Source organism: Bradyrhizobium sp. UFLA03-84 (genome assembly GCF_002289535.1).
Lineage (GTDB): Bacteria > Pseudomonadota > Alphaproteobacteria > Rhizobiales > Xanthobacteraceae > Bradyrhizobium > Bradyrhizobium viridifuturi.
This window is the reverse complement of record NZ_NSJY01000016.1, coordinates 173,608-191,905: the sequence shown is the minus strand read 5'-3', so window position 1 is coordinate 191,905 and position 18,298 is coordinate 173,608. Positions and strand designations below refer to the sequence as shown.

Sequence of the window (18,298 nt, the reverse complement as noted above, 5' to 3'; positions counted from 1 at the left end):
CGCCTGTTCCAGTTTCAACTGATGGCAGAGGACAGGATGTCGGTAGCGATCACCCATGACGAACAGGGGCTGCGAGTCGAGTGGCTGAAGGAGTGGTACTTCCGCCTCGCTTCGCTGCCGTTCCTCGCGGGCGGCCTCTACTTCGCCTACTACGTCGGCCTCATCCTCAAGGCCGATCTGACGGGGGCCGGCTACTGGAGCGAGGACTGGGTCGGGCTGCTGTTCCTGACCGGCTTTGCGCTGGTGATTGGCCTGCCCGGGCTGATCCTGGCGACGCTGCGCTACTTCATCGAGGTCGATCCGATCACGCGCCGGCTGGTCGTCACCAAGCAGTTCGGTCCGCTCAGGTTTCGCAGCCTGCGACAACTCACCGAATTCAAGTTCATCAGCATCACCGACGATAGCGATCCCGATTGCAGCCTCGTGATGTACGACGTGAATCTCTGCGGCGGTCGCGGCGTGACGCCGATCCAGGTGTCCTCATTCACCAAGCGCGACGAAGCGAACGCGTTCGCGCGCACGCTCGGCGCCGAGCTGAAGCTGCCGGCCAAGGATTATGTCGGCACCGAGCCGGACGCGGACTAGTTTGAACCCGCCGCCTCATCATCAGCCTTCGAAGAACTGGTTCTTCGGCCGCGGCAGGCCCAGATTTTCGCGCAGGGTCTTGCCCTCGTACTCTGTCCGGAAGATCCCGCGCTTCTGCAACTCCGGGACGACCTTGTCGACGAACTCGAACAGCCCCTGCGGCAGATAGGGGAACATGATGTTGAAGCCGTCGCTGCCGCGACCGGTCAGCCATTCCTCCATCTGGTCGGCGATGGTCTGCGCCGTGCCGACGAAAGCGAGCCCGCCATAGCCGCCGACGCGCTGGGCGAGCTGGCGTACCGTGAGCTTGTCGCGCGCGGCGACGTCGACGAGGCGCTGCCGCCCGCTCTTGCTGGCGTTGGTCTCAGGGATCGGCGGCAATTGCCCGTCGGGATCGAAGCCTGAGGCATCGGTGCCGAGGATCACCGACAGCGAGGCGATCGCGCTGTCGTAATGCACGCGGCTGTCGAGCAGTGCGCGCTTCTCCTTGGCTTCCTCGACACTGTCGCCGACCACCACGAAGGCGCCGGGCAGGATTTTCAGGTGGTCGGGATCGCGCCCGATCTTCTCCATGCGGCCCTTGATGTCGGCGTAGAGCTTCTGCCCGTCGGCAAGGCTGCCGCCGCCGGTGAACACGGCTTCCGCCGTCTCGGCCGCAAGCTGCCTGCCGTCGTCGGAGGCGCCGGCCTGCACGATGACCGGCCAGCCCTGCACCGGGCGCGCGATGTTCAGCGGTCCGCGCACCGAGAGATATTTGCCCTTGTGATTGAGCACATGCATCTTGTCGGGATCGACGAACAGCCCGGACTCGACGTCGCGCACGAAGGCGTCGTCGGCAAAGGAATCCCAGAGGCCGGTGACGACGTCGTAGAATTCGCGGGCGCGCTTGTAGCGCTCGGCGTGCTCCATGTGATCGTCGAGGCCGAAATTCAGCGCCGCGTCCGGGTTGGACGTGGTGACGATATTCCAGCCGGCGCGGCCGCCGGAGATGTGATCGAGCGAGGCAAAGCGCCGGGCGACGTGGTAGGGCTCGTCGAACGTGGTCGAGCCGGTCGCGATCAGGCCGATATTCTCGGTCACTGCCGCGAGCGCCGAGAGCAGGGTGAACGGCTCGAACGATGTGACCGTGTGGCTGCGCTTCAGCGCATTGGTCGGCATGTTCAGCACGGCCAGATGGTCGGCCATGAAGAAGGCGTCGAACTTGCCGGCCTCGAGCTTGCGGATCAGCGTCTTGATATGGTCGAAGTTGAAATTGGCGTCGGGCCACGCCCCCGGATAGCGCCAGGCGCCGGTGTGGATGCTGATCGGCCGCATGAACGCGCCGAGCTTGAGTTGACGCTTCGCCATTGCCCCGTTCCGTTCTTGATGTCGTTAACGGAACAGATAGGGAGGCCGGCGGGTAACGCCATGAGGGCGGCCAAGAAGAATCTTGCAATCTGGGCGACGAGCGGAGGATATTTTCAACCCGGTGTCGTCGTTATTGGGGAGCGGGACATGAATTATCCGGCGAGGCCTTTGCCGATCTTTGCCGTCCTGCTCGCGCTGGTGTTCTGTTTTGGCAGCCAAGCACGGGCCCAGATCGTTGCGATCGGCGCGAGCAATGTCGCGGGCAGGGGTGTGAGCAGTTCGGACGCCTGGCCGGCGCAGCTGGAGGTCATGCTCGCCGCCAAGGGCCGCAATGTCCACGTGACCAACGCCGGAATCAACGGCGATACCCAATGCCGGCATGCTCGCCCGGCTCGATTCCGCGGTCCCCGAAGGGACCAGGATCGTGCTGCTCGACCGCTTCGGTGGCGGCTGGAACGCCAGGCGATTGGGCCGAGGGGATCAGAACGCCGAGCTTGCTGCGATCGAAGCCAAGCTGCGCAGCCGGCACATTCGCGTAATCCCGATGTGGTGGAATGCGGTCCTGCGCAATTACCCGCAGCCGGATCACATTCACTTCACGCCGGAGGGACACAGGGTGGTCGCCGCCCACATGCTGCCCGCAGTGGTGGGCGCGGTGCGCTGACTGACACTCTATCGCGGCGCTCGGAGCTTACGCCCCCAGCACGTCCTTCTGCATCTTGCCGCCGTAGAAATGGAAGAACGGCACCGGCGCGTCGTGGCGGAGCGGGCCGGTGGCGAGACGGCGGTCGAGCTCGGCGAGCACGTTCTTGGTCATGGCGTGCGCGTCGGCGAGCGGCTCGGAGCCGATCTCGACCCAGACCAGCTCGACCAGTTCGGCATCAGCATGCACCACGCCCTCGACGCGATGCGCGATGGTCGACGCATCGGCGGTGAAGAAGCGGGTGTCGAAGCGGCGGACGCGGCCGGGCGGAGTGATCGCACGCGCGATCAGGAACAGGCCGGACGGATCCGGCAGCAGGCCTGCGTCGGCGAATGGCGCCCAGGGGCCGTCGAGCTTCGCTGTCTTCTCGACCTTGCGGCCGAGGCAGAGCCCGGTTTCTTCGCAGGCTTCGCGGATCGCGGCATTGGCGAGCGCGCGCGCGCGGCCGGGCGTGATCTTCGGGCTGCCCTTCAACAGATTGGCTTCGAGCTCGGGCGTGATCGGGGCCGCGACCGGCACGCGGTTGTCGGCCTTGTCGACACGGCCGCCGGGGAAGACGAACTTGCCTGGCATGAACACCACCTTGTCGTGGCGCTTGCCGACCAGCACCTTCGGCTTGGCGCCGGAGCGATCGATCAGGATCAGCGTCGCGGCGTCCTTCGGCCGGAAATACGCGTGATGATCGGCTTCTTTTTCGCCCTGGTGGACGACGGCGGCGGGTGCGGCAGCTTCAGTCATTTCATCCCTTCCATTTCTTCTTTGCGGCCCGGTTTAGCTAGACCGGCGGGATGTCGCTAGGGGGATTCTCGTCAAAGCCATGCATGCGCAGAGCCCATTGCAAGCCGATCACGGCTCCTTTCACCGGCTGCAACAGCGCCAGCGACGCGAACAGCGTGAACGGCAGATAGATCGCAAGTTGCAGCCACACCGGCGGTGAATAGTTGGTCTCGATCCACAGCGCGGTCGGTACCACGATATGGCCGACAATGACGATGACGAGATAGGCGGGCAGATCGTCGGCGCGATGCGGTGAGAAGTCGAGATCGCAGACCGGGCAGTGGCCGTCGCATTTGAGAAACTTGCGGAACAGCCTGCCATTTCCGCAGCGCGGACAACGGCCGCGGAACCCGCGCTTCATCGCGCTCCACACGTCGCGCTTTTCAGGCTCGGCCGCATCGCGAGTCCAGACCACCGTCGGCGGTGTCACGTCCATGACTTCACGTCCATGACTTGCCTCGCTTCGATTTGCCGGGCTTCGACTTTGCCGGCTTGCGGTCCTTCTTGCTGCGCTTCTTCCCTTCCTTGTGCGCCTTCTTGCCGGACCCTTTACCAGGCCCCTTGCCAAATCCCGCGGCGCGGCGATCGGCTCTCTTGCCGTCGCGTTTTCTGTCACGCGGAATTGCCTGGCCCTCGGATAATAGCTCAAAGCGCAGCGCGCCCGCCACTGGTGCCGCCTCGACCAGCCGCACGTCGACGACGTCGCCGAGCCGATACATGGCGCCGCTGCGCGTGCCGATCAGCGCGTGGCGCGTCTCATCGTAGTTGAAATACTCGCTGCCGATGGTGCGGATCGGGATCAGGCCGTCGGCGCCGGTGTCGTCGAGCTTGACGAACAGGCCGGCGCGCGTCACGCCGGAGATGCGGCCCTGGAACGAGGCGCCGACCTTGTCGGCAAGGAAATGCGCGATCAGCCGGTCGGTGGTCTCGCGCTCCGCCTTCATCGCCCGGCGTTCGGTGACCGAGATCTGCGCGGCGATCTCGGCCAGCGTCTCCACGCTCTCGTCGGTCGGCAAGGCGCCTTCGCCGAGACCGAGCGCGCGGATCAGCGCGCGGTGCACGATCAGATCGGCGTAGCGGCGGATCGGCGAGGTGAAGTGCGCGTAGCGGCGCAGGTTCAAGCCGAAATGGCCGTAGTTCTCGGCGGAGTATTCGGCCTGCGCCTGCGAGCGCAGTACCACCTCGTTGACCAGCGGCTCGTAATCCTCGCCGGCGACCTGCGCCAGCACACGGTTGAACTGCGACGGACGCAGCGCGCCCTGTTTGGTGAAGGGCAGGTCGAGCGTCTTCAGGAATTCCTGGAGATTATGCACCTTCTCCTGGCTCGGCTCGTCATGCACGCGATAGATCAGCGGCAGCGCCTTCTTCTCCAGCATCTCGGCCGCGGCGACGTTGGCGAGGATCATGAATTCCTCGATCAGCCGGTGCGCGTCGAGCCGCTGCGGCACGATCACCCGATCGACGGTGCCGTCCGGCTTCAGCAGGATCTTGCGCTCGGGCAGATCGAGATCGAGCGGGTCGCGCTCGTTGCGCGCGAGCTTGACCAGTTCATAGGCCGCCCACAGCGGCTTGAGGATCGGATCGAGCAGGGGACCCGTCGTGTCGTCGGGCCTGCCGTCGATCGCGGCCTGCGCCTGGGCGTAAGCGAGTTTTGCGGCCGAGCGCATCAGCACGCGGTGGAACGTATGCGAGCGCTTGCGGCCGTCGGCGCCGATCACCATCCGCACCGCGAGCGCGCCGCGCGGCTCGCCCGGCACCAGCGAGCAGAGATTGTTGGAGATCCGCTCGGGCAGCATCGGCACCACGCGATCGGGAAAATACACCGAGTTGCCACGTTGCAGCGCGTCGCGGTCGAGCGCCGAGCCGGGCCGCACATAGTAGGCAACGTCGGCGATCGCGACATGGACGATGAAGCCGCCCTTGTTGTTGAGATCGGGGTCGACCTCGGCATGCACGGCGTCGTCGTGATCCTTGGCATCGGGCGGATCGATGGTGACGAGCGGCACGTCGCGCCAGTCTTCGCGGCCCTGCAAGGTCGCGGGTCTTGCCTCTTCGGCCTCGCGGAGCGCGGAAGACGAGAACACCTGCGGGATGTCGTGAGTGTTGATCGCGATCAGGCTGATCGCCTTCTCGCTGGCAATGGAGCCGAGCCGCTCCTTGACGCGGGCGGAGGCGAGCCCATAGCCGCGGGTGCGGATCAGGTCGACGCTGATCAGGTCGCCGTCCTCGGCGCCGCCGGTATCTGGCTTGGCGATATTGAGCTCGCGGCCGGCCTGCTTCTTGTCGACCGGGATCAGCCGCCCGCCGCCATCCGGATTGCGGCGGAAGATGCCGAGGATGCGGGTGCGTCCGTGATCGATCACCTTGATGACGCGGCCGCGATAGGGCGTACCGTCTTGCTCGTCGGTCACCTCGACCCGCAGCAGCGCGCGGTCGCCGACGCCGGCGGTGGTGCCGGGCTTCGGCCGCCGCGGCGTCTCGATACGGATTTTCGGCGCGGTGCCGTTTTCCTCGGAGTCCCACTCGGCGGGGGTGGCGATCAATTCGCCGTCGCTGTCACGGCCGGTGATGTCGGCGAGCACGGTCGGCGGCAGTGCCGCCGGCTCGTGGATCTTGCGGCCGCGCTTGGCGACCGTGCCGTCGTCGGCGAGCTCGCGGAGGATCCGCTTCAGCTCGATGCGGTCGGCGTTCTTCAGGCCGAACTCGCGTGCAATCTCGCGGGTGCCGACCTTGCCTGGATTGGCGCGGATGAAGGCGACGATGGCATCCCGGCCCGGAAAGCCATGGTCGGGTTTTCGTTTCACTTATCCTCGTGCCTTGCCGGCGCTTTTCTTCGCGGGCGCTTTCGCTGGTGCCGATGATTTTGAAGGCGACGTCTTGGCACCGGAAGCGACCGGCGCGCGCGCCTTGCTGGTCGCATCCGCTTTCGCCGCGGCCTTCTTCGACCCAGCCTGCTTCGCGGGCTTGGCCTCGGCGTCGCCGTCAGCCGCTTCGGCCTTGGCTTTCTCAGGCTTGGCCTTGGCCACCTTGGCAGGCTTCGCCGCCTTCTTGGCCTTCTTGCCGCCGGCCTTGGCCGCGCGCTCGTCGATCAGCGCGATCGCCTCCGCAAGCGTGACCTCGTCGGGCGTGCGATCGCTCGGGATCGTCGCGTTGACGCCGCCGGCCGCGACATAGGCGCCGTAGCGGCCGTTCTTTAGCGCGACCGCGCCGAGCGTCGGGTGATCGCCGAGCGGCTTGCCGGGATCGGCGCCGAAGCGGCGGCCGCTCGGGCCCTTGGCGATCTTCTCCGCGATCAGCGTGACGGCGCGGTTCAAGCCGATGTCGAACACCTCGTCGCCGGCCTCGAGGCTGGCATAGGTCTTCTCGTGCTTCACGAACGGCCCGAACCGGCCGAGGCCGGCGGTGATCGGCTGTCCGGTTTCCGGATGCTTGCCGATCTCGCGCGGCAGCGACAGCAGCTTCAGCGCCAGTTCGAGATCGACATCGGCAGGCGAGGTGCCCTTCGGAATGCCTGCGCGCTTCGGCTTCTCGCCTTCGGCATAATCCTTTTGCTCGCCGAGCTGGATGTAGGGGCCGAAGCGGCCGGCCTTCACGGTGACGTCGAACCCGGTGTCGGGATCGGTGCCGAGCACGCGGTCGGCGCTCTCGGCGCTGTCGGCCGCGAGCGGACGGGTATAGCGGCATTCCGGATAGTTCGAGCAGCCGACGAAGGCGCCGAACTTGCCGGCCTTGAGGTTGAGCCGGCCGGTGCCGCAGGTCGGGCACTGCCGGACGTCGCCGCCATCCGCGCGCGGCGGATAGATGTGCGGGCCGAGCATCTCGTCGAGCGCGTCGAGCACTTCGGCGACGCGGAGGTCCTTGATGTCGTTGACCGCGCCGATGAAGCCGCGCCAGAAATCCTGCAGCACCTGCTGCCAGGCGATCTCGTTGTTGGAGATGCGGTCGAGCTGCTCCTCGAGATCGGCGGTGAAGTCGTATTCGACGTAGCGCGAGAAGAAGTTCTCCAGGAACGCGACCACGACGCGGCCCTTGTCCTCGCCGTGCAGCCGCTTCTTCTCGAGCTTGACGTAGCCGCGGTCCTTCAGCACCTGCAGGATCGAGGCGTAGGTCGAGGGGCGGCCGATGCCGAGCTCTTCCATCCGCTTCACCAGCGATGCTTCCGAGAAGCGCGGCGGCGGCTCGGTGAAATGCTGGGTGACGGCGAGGCTCTGGCGCTTCACGGCCTCGCCCTCGCTCATCGCGGGCAGGCGGCGCGAATCCTCGTCCTCCTCGTCGTCGCGGCTTTCCTGGTAGAGCGCGAGGAAGCCGTCGAACTTGATGACCTGGCCGGAGGCGCGCAGCTCCAGCACGCGGGAGCCGGCCTTGGCCTCGATGTCGACCGTGGTGCGTTCGAGCTCGGCCGACTCCATCTGGCTCGCGATGGTGCGCTTCCAGATCAGTTCATAGAGCCGCGCCTGATCGGCATCGAGCCGGCGGCCAATGGTGGCGGGGCGACGTGAGAGATCGGTCGGGCGGATCGCTTCGTGGGCTTCCTGGGCGTTCTTGGCCTTGGCCTGGTACTGGCGCGGCGCATCCGGCACGTAGGCATTGCCGTAGTCCTCGCCGATCACCTTGCGGGCCTGCGTGATTGCCTCGGGCGCAATCTGCACGCCGTCGGTTCGCATATAGGTAATGAGGCCGGTGGTCTCGCCGCCGATGTCGATGCCCTCATAGAGCCGCTGTGCGATGCGCATGGTGTGCGCCGGCGCGAAGCCGAGCTTGCGGCTGGCTTCCTGCTGCAGGGTCGAGGTGGTGAAGGGCGCCTGCGGATTGCGCCGTGCCGGCTTGGCCTCGACGGTCGCAACCTTGAACAGCGCGGCCTCGATCGCCTTCTTGAGGTCCTCGGCTTCCGCGCCGGACCCGATGTCGAGTCGCGCGATCTTCTTGCCGTCGGCGCCGACGAGGCGCGCCTCGAAGGCTTCGCCGCGCGGCGTCAGCAGCGTCGCGACCAGCGACCAGTACTCCCGCGGCACGAACTTCTCGATCTCGAGCTCGCGGTCGCAGACTAGCCGCAGTGCGACCGATTGCACGCGGCCGGCCGAGCGGGCGCCGGGCAGCTTGCGCCACAGCACCGGGGAGAGGGTGAAGCCGACCAGATAATCCAGCGCGCGGCGCGCCATGTAGGCGTCGACCAGCGCGCCGTCGATCTGGCGCGGCGCCTTCATGGCCTCGGAGACGGCCTGCTTGGTGATGGCGTTGAACACCACGCGCTCGACCTTCTGGTCCTTCAGCGCGCGCTTCTCCTTCATCACCTCCAGCACGTGCCAGGAGATCGCCTCGCCCTCGCGATCAGGGTCGGTTGCGAGGATCAGGCGGTCGGCGCCTTTCAGTGCCTTCGCGATGTCGTTGAGCCGGCTCGCGGCCTTGGCATCGACCTCCCAGATCATCTGGAAATTGGCGTCCGGATCGACGGAACCGTTCTTGGCCGGGAGGTCGCGAACATGGCCGAACGACGCCAGGACCTCGTAGGAGGACCCCAGATATTTGTTGATCGTCTTGGCCTTGGCCGGCGACTCCACAATGACGATATTCATGTCATTCCAATAGCTTACGGGAAAACTTGAAGGCGGGTTCTGCTAGACTCGCGGCCCGCCGTGTCGGGGCGAACATGGGTGCTGGGGCGGTCGGTGTCAAATCGCCAGATATTGAAAGCAGGGCTCAAACTGTGGAGTTCCTATCTCAAAGGTTGAAAAATGCGTCCTAGAGTTGCGGTCGGAAAGGGCGTATCTCTTTATATATAGGGTGGGAATCGGATTAGGCCTTTTGAGCAGCATAGGGGGCGGCCGGAAGCGCAAGCCGCCCAGCCGGCGACGACCGGCGAGCGAGGACATGGCTGGGGAGGGCGGATCCGACGACGCCCTGGTCCTGATCGCAGCCGCCGCGACCGAACTCGCCAAACTCGCCCAGCGCCACAAATTCGAAGTCCTGGATCATCTGCTCGCCATGACGCGCCTCGAGGCTGACGAGCAGTTGCGGGCGCGCAGCCGGCGGAAGCTGTCGTGAAGGATGAGGGAGCCGGCCTTTTGCGCAAGGCTCCCTCCATTCGTCGTCCTGGCTCTCGCCAGGACGACGGCAGTGGAGCGCCTGCGCTTCACCCAACTCACGCAGTCGCGAGGCGCCGCGCGCGCTTTGGTGCAGGCCGCGGCTTCAGTGTCGTGTCCGCGGCACCCAGCACGCGGCCGTCCTGCGACAACAGCGCAAGCTTCTTCACCGGTTTGCCGTTGGCGCGGTCCACCATGATGGTCGCGATCTCGTCCGGATGCTCGTCGAACTCCTCGGTCCATTGCCGGAGCGCGACCAGGATCGGGAAGATGCCGTGGCCCTTCGGCGTCAGGACATATTCCTGATAGGCGCTGCCGTCGGAGGCGGGGACCGTCTTCAGGATGCCGCGCTCGACCAGCGTGCGCAGCCGCGTGGCGAGGATGTTCTTTGCAAGACCGAGGCTCGCCTGGAATTCGCCGAAACGGCGCCGGCCGAGGCTGGCGTCACGGATGATCAAAAGCGACCACCAGTCGCCGAACACGTCGAGCGCGCGCGCCACCGGGCAGCTGTCGCCTGCAAGGCTGGTTCTCTTCACCACGCATCTCCGGAATCTTGTGTTGACGCGTTTTCTTCACGCGAACCGGTATCCACGCTCGAAAACGCTTTGATGGGTCATCACGACCTTGTGTGGTTGCAATATTAAACCTGATGCCCTACGTAGGCAACGAAGTTTAATAATGCAACCAACTGGAGGCGGACATGAGACTGGCAAACAAGACGGCACTGATCACCGGCGGCAACAGCGGCATCGGGCTTGCGACAGCAAAGCTGTTCATCGCCGAAGGCGCCAAGGTCGTTATCACCGGGCGCAACAAGGAGACGCTCGCGGCGGCGGCCAGGGAGCTTGGGCCGAACGCGCTCGCTGTCGTGGCCGATGCCACCGATGTCGCGGCGCTGGAAGCCGCGGTGAAGCAGGGCGCGGAGAAATTCGGCAAATACGACGTGCTGTTCGCCAATGCCGGCATTCCCGGCCAGACGCCGATCGGCGGCACCACGCTAGCGGCATTCGAGAACGTGATCCGCACCAATCTCACCGGCGTGTTCTTCACCGTGCAGGCGGTCGCGCCCTATCTCAATGACGGCGCGTCGATCATTCTCAACGGCTCGGTGATTTCGGTGCTCGGCAATCCCGGCTACTCGGCCTATGCCGCGAGCAAGGCCGGCGTGCGCGCGATGGCGCGGGTGATGGCGTCAGAACTGTCGCCCCGCAACATCCGCGTCAACGTGGTGGCGCCGGGCGCGGTGCGAACGCCGATCTGGGGTGCGGCGATCGCAACGCCCGAAGCCGAGAAGGCATTCGAGCAGCGGATCGGCAAGTCCACGCCGCTCGGCCGAATCGGTGAACCTGATCACATCTCGAAGACCGTGCTGTTCCTTGCATCCGACGACGCAGCGCATGTGCAGGGCCAGGAACTCTTTATCGATGGCGGCGCAACGGCGTCGCCCGCCGGCGCGCCGATCTATCGCGGATAAAGTTTGTTTCTCATTGTAAGCAACGGCCGGTGTGAAACCGATCACACCGGCCGAGTTCGTCTGCGACTATCATCGCGCGCATTGAACCTTTGTCGTACTCCCGGGACTCCTGAAGAGGGCGGGGAATTTTTTCACCACGGAATCATTTTGGAGTGCCGTCATGCCGAAAGCAGCAGCTCGCATTTCGACGTCGATCCCCGTTTCGTCAGCGTCCCAGAGTTCAGACAATTCAGACACGGCACAGTTGGTGACCGTCGCGCTGTTTTCCGGCATCGGCTTGTTGATTTCGCTCGTCGCCGTCATCTGCGGCATTCAAGGCGTCTGGTTCTGAGTTCCATCAACTGAAGGCCTGCCGCCGCCAGGGGTGACGGCAGGTGTTCGATCACATCAGGCCGCGTTCAAACTACCAGCGGCTTGCAGCGCGCCCGCAACCGCCTTCTCGCGATGCTCGGGGCCGACCTGGATGCCGTCGGCCGGGATGAATTCGAGATTCCTGACACCGATGAAGCCGAAAACCCCGCGCAGATAGGTCTCGAGGTGCTCGAGCGCGGCCATCGGTGTGTCGGCGCCGTAATAGCCGCCGCGCGAGATCGCGATGATGACGCGCTTGTTGCCGGCCAGTCCCTCGACGCCGCCGGCGCCATATTTGAAGGTCTTTCCCGCGACCACGATGCGATCGATCCAGGCCTTCAGCTGGCTCGGGATGGTGAAATTGTACATGGGAGCACCGATCACGACGATGTCGGCGGCGAGGAACTCGTCCAGCACCGCCTGGCCGGTCGCGATGTCGTCGCGCACCGACGGGTCGGGCGCCGCGCCCTGGCTGGCCGCAAGGTGCAGGCCGGAGAGGTGGGCGAGCGGGGTCTGGCTGAGGTCGCGGTAGCTCACGACCAGGCCGGGATTGGCCTGGCGCAGCCGCTCGACGGCAGCGGCGGAGACCTGGCGGCTGACGGAGTGGGGGCCGAGGACCGAGGAGTCGATGTGCAGAAGTTTCATGGCTGAAGTCACCTTTGGTATAGGTTTGTAACTGGCGCTATATGAGTGACCGCCCTAAATCTCCGCAAGAACGCACATTTTTGAAACCCGAGCACACCGATGAGACCTGAGCACATCCATGTAACCGGCCCGCCGCCCAATCCGGCGGAGCATCAGGACTGCCGCGGCGTGGCCTCGGTGCTGTCGCGCGTCGGCGACAAATGGAGCGTGCTGGTCATCATGCTGTTGCGTGACGGACCGCGCCGCTTCAACGAACTGAAGCGCATGATCAACGGCATCTCGCAGCGCATGCTGACCCTGACTCTGCGCGGGCTGGAGCGCGACGGGCTGGTGACGCGCACGGTGTTTCCAACCATTCCGCCGCGGGTCGATTACGAGTTGACCGATCTCGGGCGCGGGCTCGCGGTGCCGGTAATGGCGCTCGGCGAATGGGCGTTCGCGCATCTACCGGAGATCGAGGGCGCACGGAACGATTTTGACGCGCGCAATGCAGGGTGATCCGTCACCCTGGGGAGCGCGCCCTTGCGCGCGTCTCGAAGGGTCGACGGCCAGCGGCGGGGCCGTACATTCTTCGAGGCTCGCTCTGCTCGCACCTCAGGATGACGGTGCGGGTTTAGAGCAAACCGTCTAGTCGTCGCTAGATCATCGACACCAGCCCGCCGCCATGACGCTCGAGCTTGCCCGCCAATTCAAGCTCGAGCAGCACGGCACGGACAATGGCCGGTGACACGTCCGCCATGCGGATCAGATCGTCGAGGCTGATCGGGCTCGGCCCGAGCAGGTTGACGATGCGGCCGCGATCACCGCCATCAGTGGCAAAATCCAGCGGCTCGTCGTCTTCGCGCGCGCCGAGCATGATGGGCCGCTCCATGATCGGCGTGACCGCGTTGATGACGTCGGCGGCTTCGGTGACCAGCGTGGCGCCTTGCTTGATCAGATCGTTGGCGCCGGCGGCGCGCGGATCGATCGGCGAGCCCGGCACCGCGAACACCTCGCGGCCCTGTTCGGCAGCCATCCGCGCCGTGATCAGCGAGCCAGAGCGATGCGCGGCCTCCACGATCACGACGCCGAGCGAGGCGCCCGAGATCAGCCGGTTGCGGCGGGGGAAGTCGCGCGCCCGCGGCACGTGGCCGAGTGACATCTCCGAGATCGCCGCTCCCCGTTCGAGCAAGGCGGCCAGCAGATCCTCATGCTCCGGCGGGTAGATGCGGTCGTGGCCGCCGGCGAGCACCGCGACCGTGCCGCTTGCGAGCGTTGCGCGATGCGCCGCCTGGTCGATGCCGCGGGCAAGGCCCGAGATCACGACAAAACCGGCGTCGCCGAGATCGCGCGCCAGCGCGCCTGCAAATTTCAGCCCGGCGCCGGAGGCGTTGCGCGAGCCGACGATCGCGATCATCGGGCGCATCAGGCTGTCGCGGTCACCGCGCACGCCGAGCAGCGGCGGCGCATCGTCGATGGTGGCGAGCCGCGCCGGATAATGCGCTTCTTCGGGCGCGACGAGATCGATCCCGAACCTGCGACAGGCCGCAAGCTCCGCGGCTGCGTCGGCCTCGCTGCAGATCCGCGAGGAGCCCGAAGTGCCGCCGCGCCGCGCAAGATCGGGCAGGCGCTCCAGCGCATGCGCCGCATCGCCAAAATGGCGGAGCAGCGATGCAAAGGTGCGCGGGCCGACATTGTCGGAACGGATGAGCCGCAGCCGGTTGAGCCGTTCGGCCTCGGTGAGTTCTGCGGAGTTGGGGGATCGGTCATGCATGAGGGGTGCAGCTTCGCCCAACCTGAGATTGTGATCAACTGCGACATTGGCGCAGCTCGGTACAACGCGCTAAAAGCAGCCGCCAATTTCAGGGAAGCCGCCCATGATCTCACTTGCCGACCTCACAACGCGTATCGAGCAGGGCGCGCTGTCGCCTGAAACGGCCGTGCGCCAATCGCTGCAGGCGATTGCTGCGCAGGACAAGGCGATCGGCGCCTTTGTCTGCCATGACGCGTCGGCGCGCACGCAAGCTGCCGGGCCGTTGCGCGGGATCGCGGTCGGCATCAAGGACATCATCGATACCGCTGACTTCCCGACCGAGATGGGCGCTGTGATCTACCGCGGCCATCGGCCGCGCGCCGATGCGCCTGTGGTGATGGCGCTGAAGCAGGCCGGTGCGACCATCATCGGCAAGACCACGACGACCGCATTCGCGGCGAACGATCCGACCGCGACGGTCAATCCGCACAATCATGGGCACACGCCCGGCGGCTCGTCGTCTGGCTCGGCGGCCGCGGTCGCCGCCGGAATGATCCCGCTGGCGCTGGGCACGCAGACCGGCGGCTCGGTGATCCGGCCGGCCTCGTTCTGCGGTGTCGCCGCAATCAAGCCGAGCTACCGGTTGCTGCCGACCGTCGGCGTGAAGTGTTTTTCATGGACGCTCGATACTGTCGGGCTGTTCGGCGCCGGCGTGCGCGATGTCGCGCTGGGGTTGGCTGCGATGACGAGGCGGCCCGACCTGGTGGTGCCATCGGGGGTCGCAGCGCCGCGCATCGGCGTGGTGACACAGGCTTTCGCCGGCGCGCCTGAACCGTCCGGCGCGGAGGCGCTGCAGCGGGCCGCGCGCGCGGCGGAGCGGGCGGGCGCCAAGGTCCGCGAGATTGCGGTGCCTGACGTCATCGCGGAGGCGTGGCGGATCCATCCTGACGTGCAGGAGTTCGAGGCGCATCAGTCGCTCGCCTGGGAATACCGGCAGAATTACAATGCGATGCCGCCGCTGCTGCGCGGCCGGCTCGATGAGAGCAAGGGCGGCACACCGGCGGAATACGACGCGGCGATGGGCGTCACGCTGCGCGCGCGGCAGGCGCTCGCCGCTGCTCTCACCGAGGTCGACGTACTGCTGACGCTGTCCGCGCCGGGCGCCGCGCCGAAGGGCCTGACCTCGACCGGCGATCCCCGTTACAACCGGCTCTGGACCTTGATGGGCGTGCCCTGCGTCAACGTGCCGACGCTGACCGCCGAGGGCGGATTGCCTGTCGGCGTGACAGTGATCGCGGGCTTCGGCGACGACGCCAAGGCGCTGGCGGCGGCGAGCTTTGTCGAGGACGCATTGAAAGTCTAAGTGCCGTCATTCCGGGGAGCGACGCAGTCGCGAGCCCGGAATCCATTTCACGGCAATACGCGCGGCCCAATGGATTCCGGGATCTCGCTTCGCGAGCCCCGGAATGACAAAGAGCTACCTCTTCTCGCCGATCTTGCCTTCGGTGCCGGCCTGCAGGCGCTTGATGTTCTCGCGGTGCATGTAGAACAAGAACAGCGTCAGCACGGCGAACAGCGAGGCGAGCGCGTTGTGGCCGAAGAACCACAGGAACAGCGGCGTCACGAAGGCGGCGATCAGCGCCGACAGCGACGAGTAGCGTGTGGTGTAGGCGGTGCCGAGCCAGATCACGGCAAAGATCAGCGCGGCCGGCCAGAACAGGCCGAGCAGCACGCCGAGATAAGTCGCGACACCCTTGCCGCCGCGGAATTTCAGCCAGACCGGGAAGAGGTGGCCGAGGAATGCACCGAGCGCCGCCAGCATGGCCGCATTCGGGCCGTCGATCGTCCCTGCGATGATGACGGCAACTGTGCCCTTCAGCATGTCGCCGATCAGCGTCGCCGCGGCGAGGCCTTTGCGGCCGGTGCGCAGCACGTTGGTGGCGCCGATATTGCCGGAGCCGACGGTGCGCAGATCCTGGGTGCCGGCGAGCCTCGTCAGGATCATGCCGAACGGGATCGAGCCCAGGAGATAGCCGATCAGCAAGGCGGCCGGCAGGAACGCGTCAGCAGACATCGCGGTGGCTCCCCGGACGGTCGGTCCGGTCCAATTTGGACGAATCCGTCAACGAAATATTAACCATCAATCCGCACCATGGCCGTGAAAATGAGGGAGCTTATCATGGCTTCTGTTCGCAGGCGGCTGGAGCAGGTTTTCTTTGTCGTTTACGTTGCGGCCATCGTCGTTGGAACGACGATGGAGGCGATGTCGCAACTCGCGGCGCGCTAGGTTCCACTCCGAAAACGCTTCAGACGTGTTCGTAAACCGTCCGACCACCGACGATCGTCCGCGTCACGCGGCCCGAGAAGCGGGCGTCGTCGAACGGCGTGTTCTTGCACAGTGATTTGAGGTCGTCGCGGTCGAGCACCCAGGGGGTGTCGGCGTCGATCACGATCACGTCGGCCGGGGCGCCGGCGCGCAGCGTGCCGCCGGGCAGGCCAAGCAGTTCCGCCGGCCGGGTCGACATCGCCCGGATCAGCGTCTTGAACTCCATCTCGCCATTGTGGATCAGCCGGAGCGCCGCCGGCAGCATGGTCTGCAGGCCGACCGCGCCGCTGGCCGCTTCCGCGAACGGCAGCCGCTTGACCTCGACGTCCTGCGGATTGTGATCGCTCATCACGACGTCGATCAGCTCGGAGGCCAGCGCCGCGACCAGCGCCCGGCGGTCGTCCTCGGTGCGCAGCGGCGGCGCCAGCTTGAGGAAGGTGCGGTAGGGGCCGATGTCGTTCTCGTTCAGCGTCACATGGTTGATCGAGACCGAGGCCGAGACGTTGTGGCCGGCGTCGCGGGCGCGCTTGAGGATCTCCAGCGACTCGGTCGAGGTCAGCGACGCCGCGTGATAGCGCCCGCCGGTCAGGCCTGCGAGCCGCATGTCGCGCTCGAGCATGATCGACTCGGCGGCGGTCGGGATGCCGGCGAGGCCGAGCCGGGTGGCGAACTCGCCTTCGTTCATGACGCCTTCGCCGACCAGATGCGGGTCTTCGGTGTGATGCACGATCAGCGCATCGAAATCGCGGGCATAGGTCAGCGCGCGCCGCATCACCTGGGCGTTGGTGACGCTGCGGTCGCCGTCGGTGAAGGCCACGGCACCAGCGGCCTTGAGCAGGCCGATCTCGGTCATCTCGTGGCCCTGCATGCCCTTGGTCAGCGCCGCCATCGGATGGATGTTGACGATCGCGGTGTCGCGGGCGCGGCGCAGCACGAAGTCGACGGTCGCCGAATTGTCGATCACCGGCGAGGTGTCGGGCTGGCAGATGATGGTGGTGATGCCGCCGGCGGCCGCGGCCTGGCTGGCGGAGGCGAAGGTCTCGCGATGACTGGCGCCGGGTTCGCCGACGAAGGCGCGCATGTCGATCAGGCCCGGGGCCACGATCTTGCCGGCGCAGTTGACGATGTCGGTGCCTTCGGGGACACCGGCGGCACCGATGCCGCGCTTGGCGTCACGGATCACGCCGTCGGCGATCAGGACGTCGCCCGGACCGTCGAAGTCGCGCGACGGATCGATGACACGGGCGTTGGCGAGCAGGATGGGGCGGCGATCGGTCAGCATCGGTCTCACGCGTTCGGCAGGTTGCGGGCGAGCGCTTCCAGCACCGCCATGCGCACTGCCACACCCATTTCAACTTGTTCACGGATCAGCGACTGCGCGCCGTCGGCGACGAAGGTGTCGATCTCGACACCGCGGTTCATCGGGCCCGGATGCATCACCAGCGCGTCCGGCTTGGCATAGCCGAGCTTCTTCTGGTCGAGGCCGAAATAGTGGAAATATTCGCCCGACGACGGCACGAAGGAGCCGTTCATGCGCTCGCGCTGCAGCCGCAGCATCATCACGATGTCGGCGCCGTTCAGCCCCTCGCGCATGTCGCGAGCGACCTCGACGCCCATCCGCTCGATGCCGGGCGGCAGCAATGTGGAAGGCGCCACCACGCGGACGCGGGCGCCCATCGTGTTGAGTAGGAAGATGTTGGAGCGCGCCACGCGCGAATGCAGCACGTCGCCGCAGATCGCGATCGTGAGCCCCTCGAGCCGGCCCTTGTTGCGGCGGATGGTCAGTGCATCGAGCAGGGCCTGGGTCGGGTGCTCGTGGCTGCCGTCGCCGGCATTGATCACGGAACCGTCAACCTTGCGCGCCAAGAGCTCGACCGCGCCGGAGGCATGGTGGCGCACCACCAGGATGTCGGGATGCATCGCGTTCAAGGTCACCGCGGTGTCCATCAAGGTCTCGCCCTTGCGGGTCGACATCGATGACACCGACATGTTCATGACGTCGGCGCCCAGGCGTTTTCCGGCGATCTCGAACGAGGACTGGGTCCGGGTCGAGGCCTCGAAGAACAGATTGACCTGGGTGCGGCCGCGCAGACTGGCGCGTTTCTTGTCGACCTGGCGGTTGAGCTCGACGTACTCCTCGGAGAGGTCGAGCAGGCCCGTGATGTCGTCGGCGGAAAGGCCCTCGATACCCAGCAGATGCCGGTGACCAAGGACAAAAGTCGATTTCAATGATGGGGTCATTAAAGCCAGAGCTATAGGCGCGGATGGCCGGTGGGGC

At 66.1% G+C, this 18,298-nt stretch carries 18 protein-coding genes; 7 read left to right on the top strand and 11 right to left on the bottom strand.

Annotated elements, in window-relative coordinates:
* Positions 1-36: 36 nt before the first annotated feature.
* Positions 37-585: a hypothetical protein gene (locus tag CK489_RS30865; protein WP_050627460.1), complete on the top strand. Its 549-nt coding sequence runs from the start codon at positions 37-39 to the stop codon at positions 583-585.
* A 21-nt stretch (positions 586-606) separates the two neighbouring features.
* On the opposite strand, the gene CK489_RS30860 is transcribed toward CK489_RS30865, so the two are convergent.
* On the bottom strand, positions 607-1,932 hold the full coding sequence (locus tag CK489_RS30860; protein WP_095734985.1) for an LLM class flavin-dependent oxidoreductase: 1,326 nt from the start codon (positions 1,930-1,932) through the stop codon (positions 607-609).
* Between the two features lie 379 nt (positions 1,933-2,311).
* Between CK489_RS30860 and CK489_RS42415 the strand changes: the two genes are divergently transcribed.
* Entirely contained in the window at positions 2,312-2,596 is a 285-nt protein-coding gene (locus CK489_RS42415; protein ID WP_245350554.1) for an SGNH/GDSL hydrolase family protein, read from the top strand.
* Between the two features lie 27 nt (positions 2,597-2,623).
* Here the strand turns inward: CK489_RS42415 and CK489_RS30850 are convergent, their stop codons facing one another.
* From CK489_RS30850 to topA, 4 genes are read right to left on the bottom strand one after another with little or no spacing between them, the layout of a single operon-like run.
* The gene (locus tag CK489_RS30850) at positions 2,624-3,373 is read right to left on the bottom strand and encodes an NUDIX hydrolase (protein WP_050627458.1); all 750 of its coding nucleotides are present in this window, start codon (positions 3,371-3,373) and stop codon (positions 2,624-2,626) included.
* Positions 3,374-3,410: 37 nt separating this feature from the next.
* On the bottom strand, positions 3,411-3,848 hold the full coding sequence (locus CK489_RS30845) for a DUF983 domain-containing protein (RefSeq protein ID WP_050627457.1): 438 nt from the start codon (positions 3,846-3,848) through the stop codon (positions 3,411-3,413).
* Between the two features lie 4 nt (positions 3,849-3,852).
* The gene (rnr, locus tag CK489_RS30840) at positions 3,853-6,216 is read right to left on the bottom strand and encodes a ribonuclease R (protein ID WP_095734984.1); all 2,364 of its coding nucleotides are present in this window, start codon (positions 6,214-6,216) and stop codon (positions 3,853-3,855) included.
* Positions 6,217-8,985, bottom strand: coding sequence for a type I DNA topoisomerase (topA, locus tag CK489_RS30835; protein WP_095734983.1), 2,769 nt, complete (start codon positions 8,983-8,985; stop codon positions 6,217-6,219). It abuts the gene before it with no gap.
* 295 nt (positions 8,986-9,280) lie between these two features.
* On the opposite strand from topA, the gene CK489_RS41925 reads away from it, so the two are divergent.
* Positions 9,281-9,454 (top strand): hypothetical protein, encoded by a 174-nt coding sequence (locus CK489_RS41925; protein ID WP_198961068.1) that lies wholly within the window; start codon positions 9,281-9,283, stop codon positions 9,452-9,454.
* Positions 9,455-9,551: 97 nt separating this feature from the next.
* Here the strand turns inward: CK489_RS41925 and CK489_RS30830 are convergent, their stop codons facing one another.
* The gene (locus tag CK489_RS30830) at positions 9,552-10,031 is read right to left on the bottom strand and encodes a winged helix-turn-helix transcriptional regulator (RefSeq protein ID WP_050627454.1); all 480 of its coding nucleotides are present in this window, start codon (positions 10,029-10,031) and stop codon (positions 9,552-9,554) included.
* 161 nt (positions 10,032-10,192) lie between these two features.
* Here CK489_RS30830 and CK489_RS30825 point away from each other — a divergent pair, with 161 nt between their 5' ends.
* Together CK489_RS30825 and CK489_RS41920 are read left to right on the top strand one after the other, a co-directional pair.
* A complete protein-coding gene (locus CK489_RS30825; RefSeq protein ID WP_095734982.1) occupies positions 10,193-10,966 on the top strand; it encodes an SDR family NAD(P)-dependent oxidoreductase in 774 nt (257 codons plus the stop codon).
* 160 nt (positions 10,967-11,126) lie between these two features.
* Positions 11,127-11,297 carry a hypothetical protein gene (locus CK489_RS41920; RefSeq protein ID WP_094193845.1) on the top strand — a complete coding sequence of 57 codons (171 nt, stop codon included), beginning with the start codon at positions 11,127-11,129 and terminating at the stop codon, positions 11,295-11,297.
* 56 nt (positions 11,298-11,353) lie between these two features.
* Here the strand turns inward: CK489_RS41920 and CK489_RS30815 are convergent, their stop codons facing one another.
* The gene (locus tag CK489_RS30815) at positions 11,354-11,962 is read right to left on the bottom strand and encodes an FMN-dependent NADH-azoreductase (RefSeq protein WP_050627453.1); all 609 of its coding nucleotides are present in this window, start codon (positions 11,960-11,962) and stop codon (positions 11,354-11,356) included.
* A gap of 99 nt (positions 11,963-12,061) precedes the next feature.
* On the opposite strand from CK489_RS30815, the gene CK489_RS30810 reads away from it, so the two are divergent.
* Positions 12,062-12,460, top strand: a complete 399-nt coding sequence (locus tag CK489_RS30810; protein WP_095734981.1) for a winged helix-turn-helix transcriptional regulator — start codon at positions 12,062-12,064, stop codon at positions 12,458-12,460.
* A 139-nt stretch (positions 12,461-12,599) separates the two neighbouring features.
* Here CK489_RS30810 and dprA read toward each other — a convergent pair whose 3' ends face one another.
* Positions 12,600-13,715: a DNA-processing protein DprA gene (dprA, locus tag CK489_RS30805; RefSeq protein WP_095734980.1), complete on the bottom strand. Its 1,116-nt coding sequence runs from the start codon at positions 13,713-13,715 to the stop codon at positions 12,600-12,602.
* 103 nt (positions 13,716-13,818) lie between these two features.
* Between dprA and CK489_RS30800 the strand changes: the two genes are divergently transcribed.
* Positions 13,819-15,057: an amidase gene (locus CK489_RS30800; RefSeq protein WP_095734979.1), complete on the top strand. Its 1,239-nt coding sequence runs from the start codon at positions 13,819-13,821 to the stop codon at positions 15,055-15,057.
* Between the two features lie 114 nt (positions 15,058-15,171).
* Here the strand turns inward: CK489_RS30800 and plsY are convergent, their stop codons facing one another.
* The 3 genes from plsY to CK489_RS30785 all read right to left on the bottom strand — a co-directional run bounded on the left by plsY (position 15,172) and on the right by CK489_RS30785 (position 18,261).
* Positions 15,172-15,768, bottom strand: coding sequence for a glycerol-3-phosphate 1-O-acyltransferase PlsY (gene plsY / locus CK489_RS30795; protein ID WP_095734978.1), 597 nt, complete (start codon positions 15,766-15,768; stop codon positions 15,172-15,174).
* A 232-nt stretch (positions 15,769-16,000) separates the two neighbouring features.
* A complete protein-coding gene (locus CK489_RS30790) occupies positions 16,001-17,302 on the bottom strand; it encodes a dihydroorotase (RefSeq protein WP_095734977.1) in 1,302 nt (433 codons plus the stop codon).
* Positions 17,303-17,307: 5 nt separating this feature from the next.
* Positions 17,308-18,261, bottom strand: coding sequence for an aspartate carbamoyltransferase catalytic subunit (locus CK489_RS30785; RefSeq protein ID WP_026192854.1), 954 nt, complete (start codon positions 18,259-18,261; stop codon positions 17,308-17,310).
* Positions 18,262-18,298: the final 37 nt, after the last annotated feature.

Excerpts from the sequence above, each read along its gene's own strand:
- CK489_RS30865 (WP_050627460.1), top strand. The coding sequence starts at position 37 with ATGTCGGTAGCGATCACCCATGACGAACAGGGGCTGCGAGTCGAGTGG.
- CK489_RS30860 (WP_095734985.1), bottom strand. The coding sequence starts at position 1,932 with ATGGCGAAGCGTCAACTCAAGCTCGGCGCGTTCATGCGGCCGATCAGC.
- CK489_RS42415 (WP_245350554.1), top strand. The coding sequence starts at position 2,312 with ATGCTCGCCCGGCTCGATTCCGCGGTCCCCGAAGGGACCAGGATCGTG.
- CK489_RS30850 (WP_050627458.1), bottom strand. The coding sequence starts at position 3,373 with ATGACTGAAGCTGCCGCACCCGCCGCCGTCGTCCACCAGGGCGAAAAA.
- CK489_RS30845 (WP_050627457.1), bottom strand. The coding sequence starts at position 3,848 with ATGGACGTGACACCGCCGACGGTGGTCTGGACTCGCGATGCGGCCGAG.
- topA (WP_095734983.1), bottom strand. The coding sequence starts at position 8,985 with ATGAATATCGTCATTGTGGAGTCGCCGGCCAAGGCCAAGACGATCAAC.
- CK489_RS41925 (WP_198961068.1), top strand. The coding sequence starts at position 9,281 with ATGGCTGGGGAGGGCGGATCCGACGACGCCCTGGTCCTGATCGCAGCC.
- CK489_RS30825 (WP_095734982.1), top strand. The coding sequence starts at position 10,193 with ATGAGACTGGCAAACAAGACGGCACTGATCACCGGCGGCAACAGCGGC.
- CK489_RS41920 (WP_094193845.1), top strand. The coding sequence starts at position 11,127 with ATGCCGAAAGCAGCAGCTCGCATTTCGACGTCGATCCCCGTTTCGTCA.
- CK489_RS30815 (WP_050627453.1), bottom strand. The coding sequence starts at position 11,962 with ATGAAACTTCTGCACATCGACTCCTCGGTCCTCGGCCCCCACTCCGTC.
- CK489_RS30810 (WP_095734981.1), top strand. The coding sequence starts at position 12,062 with ATGAGACCTGAGCACATCCATGTAACCGGCCCGCCGCCCAATCCGGCG.
- dprA (WP_095734980.1), bottom strand. The coding sequence starts at position 13,715 with ATGCATGACCGATCCCCCAACTCCGCAGAACTCACCGAGGCCGAACGG.
- CK489_RS30800 (WP_095734979.1), top strand. The coding sequence starts at position 13,819 with ATGATCTCACTTGCCGACCTCACAACGCGTATCGAGCAGGGCGCGCTG.
- plsY (WP_095734978.1), bottom strand. The coding sequence starts at position 15,768 with ATGTCTGCTGACGCGTTCCTGCCGGCCGCCTTGCTGATCGGCTATCTC.
- CK489_RS30790 (WP_095734977.1), bottom strand. The coding sequence starts at position 17,302 with ATGCTGACCGATCGCCGCCCCATCCTGCTCGCCAACGCCCGTGTCATC.
- CK489_RS30785 (WP_026192854.1), bottom strand. The coding sequence starts at position 18,261 with ATGACCCCATCATTGAAATCGACTTTTGTCCTTGGTCACCGGCATCTG.